This is a genomic window from Burkholderia sp. Ac-20392 (genome assembly GCF_017104585.1).
Taxonomy (GTDB): Bacteria; Pseudomonadota; Gammaproteobacteria; order Burkholderiales; family Burkholderiaceae; genus Burkholderia; species Burkholderia lata.
In genome coordinates, this window is the sequence record NZ_JAAGPB010000860.1 from 1 (window position 1) to 2,385 (window position 2,385).

3 protein-coding genes are annotated in these 2,385 nt (G+C 66.9%); all 3 read right to left on the reverse strand.

Annotated elements, in window-relative coordinates:
* Window positions 1–395: hypothetical protein (locus G3N99_RS39050; RefSeq protein ID WP_206125064.1), on the reverse strand; the 395-nt coding region annotated here is incomplete at its 3' end.
* Between the two features lie 6 nt (window positions 396–401).
* Window positions 402–1,862 (reverse strand): IMP dehydrogenase, encoded by a 1,461-nt coding sequence (guaB, locus tag G3N99_RS39055; protein WP_011352433.1) that lies wholly within the window; start codon window positions 1,860–1,862, stop codon window positions 402–404.
* A 278-nt stretch (window positions 1,863–2,140) separates the two neighbouring features.
* A partial coding sequence (locus G3N99_RS39060; RefSeq protein WP_206125065.1) for a DUF2182 domain-containing protein occupies window positions 2,141–2,385 on the reverse strand: 245 nt, incomplete at its 5' end.

A 2,385-nucleotide genomic window follows, 5' to 3' on the forward strand; every position in this document is an offset into this window, starting at 1 on the left:
CGGCGTACCGCCGACGCGAGCCGCACGCCGCCGAGGCCCAGCAGGATCAGCGCGACGCCGGCCACGACCGACAGCACCCTGCCGGCGGCCGCAAGCGCGGGACCACTGCCGGCACCGAGCGACCAGACGATCGTCAGCACGCCGGTCAGCCAGTACACGTGGCCGACCGAGCGCGCCACCGGCGCCGTGAGGTCACCGTTGAACGCCGCATGAAACGCGAGCCACGCAAGCCCGAGCAACGCGATGCCGAACGCCTGGCCGAGCATCGCCGGCTGGATGTTCTGCAGTTGCAGCGCGTTGAACAGCGACTGCCAGGGCGTCAGCACGAACAGCACGCCGAACGCCAGCAGCAGCACGGCATCGAGGATCAGCACGGCTCGCAGCAGCGGTTTCATCGGCGATCAGTCCACGTGGTAGTTCGGCGCTTCCTTCGTGATCTGCACGTCGTGCACGTGCGACTCGCGCATGCCCGCCGCGGTGATCTGGACGAATTCGGCCTTGTCGTGCAGCTCGTCGATCGTCTTGCAGCCGCAGTAGCCCATGCTCGCGCGCACGCCACCGACCAGCTGGAACAGGATCGCGTTGACCGAGCCCTTGTACGCGACACGGCCTTCGATGCCTTCCGGCACGAGCTTGTCGATGTTCGCCGAGTTGTCCTGGAAGTAGCGGTCTGCCGCGCCGTCCTTCATCGCACCGACGGAACCCATGCCGCGATACGACTTGTACTGACGGCCCTGGTACAGGAACACGTCGCCCGGCGCCTCTTCGGTGCCTGCGAACATGCTGCCCATCATCACCGCGTTCGCGCCGGCCGCGAGGGCCTTCGACACGTCGCCCGAGAAGCGCACGCCGCCGTCGGCGATGCACGGCACGCCCGTGCCCTTCAGCGCTTCCGCGACGTTGGCGATCGCGCTGATCTGCGGCACGCCGACACCGGCGACGATCCGCGTCGTGCAGATCGAGCCCGGGCCGATACCGACCTTGACTGCATCTGCGCCGTATTCGACGAGCGCCTTCGCGGCGGCGGCCGTCGCAATGTTGCCGCCGATCACTTCGACGTGCGGGAAGTTCTGCTTGACCCAGCGAACGCGCTCGAGCACGCCCTTGCTGTGGCCGTGCGCGGTATCGACGACGATCACGTCGACGCCGGCCTGCACCAGCAGCTCGACGCGCTCTTCGTTGTCGGGACCGACGCCGACCGCCGCGCCTGCGCGCAGCTTGCCGTGTTCGTCCTTGCACGCGTCCGGGTGCTCGGTCTGCTTCGTGATGTCCTTGACGGTCATCAGGCCGCGCAGTTCGAACGCGTCGTTGACGACCAGCACGCGCTCGAGGCGGTGGCTGTGCATCAGCGCCTTCGCTTCGGCGAGCGGCGTGCCTTCCTTGACCGTGACGAGGCGCTCGCGCGGCGTCATGATCGACTTGACCGGCTCATCGAGACGGGTTTCGAAACGCAGGTCGCGGTTCGTGACGATGCCGACGAGCTGCGGGCCTTCGACGACCGGGAAGCCCGAGATGCCATGCTGGCGCGACAGCGCGATCACGTCGCGCACCTTCATTTGCGGCGGCACCGTGATCGGATCGCGGACGACGCCCGATTCGAAACGCTTGACCTTCGCGACCTCGCGGGCCTGCTCGGCCGGCGTGAGGTTCTTGTGGACGATACCGACGCCACCCTGCTGCGCCATCGCGATCGCAAGGCGACCTTCGGTGACCGTGTCCATCGCGGCGGACACGAGCGGCATGTTCAGGGAGATGTTGCGGGTCAGCTTGGTCTTGAGGCTGGTGTCGCGCGGGAGAACGTCGGAAAAGGCGGGAACGAGGAGCACGTCATCGAAAGTGAGTGCTTTTTGGATCAGACGCATGGCAAATCCTATGGGCGCAAAAGCGAATTATACGCGAAGCGCCGCGAAATTTCACAACACGAACAACGGCTTAGCCGGTTTCGGCCGTTCGGGGGCCGAATCGTTCGGATCGCCGTTCGGTTCGTTTTCGATCGCCTTTCGTTTCACCGCCGCATCGAACCATTCGCGCAGCCGGCGGCCAAGCGGTCGATCCGTCTGTTGCGAACAGGTCACGCGACGGTATTGGCCACGGTGAAGCAAGGCCCGGCAACGTGTCGAATCGGCCCGCCCTCCCTTTGTTATAGCAGCCCGGCCGCGCGCACGATCATCGCGATGCCTGCGCCGACCGCCACGCAGCCGGCGATTCGCGCAGCAACCCGCCCACCGGACGGCGCAAGGCGCTCGGCGGCGATTGCAACCGTCACGGCCGCCATCACGCGCAGATCCATCATGCCGGCGGCCAGCGCGATCGCCATCAGGTTCCCGCAACACATCCCGCATCGCATGGCGGCTCGCACGCCGTGCCGCCAGGCCGCCCCGGCCT

What these genes read in the sequence shown, in the direction of transcription:
- guaB (WP_011352433.1), bottom strand. Translation starts at nt 1,862, where the DNA reads ATGCGTCTGATCCAAAAAGCACTCACTTTCGATGACGTGCTCCTCGTT.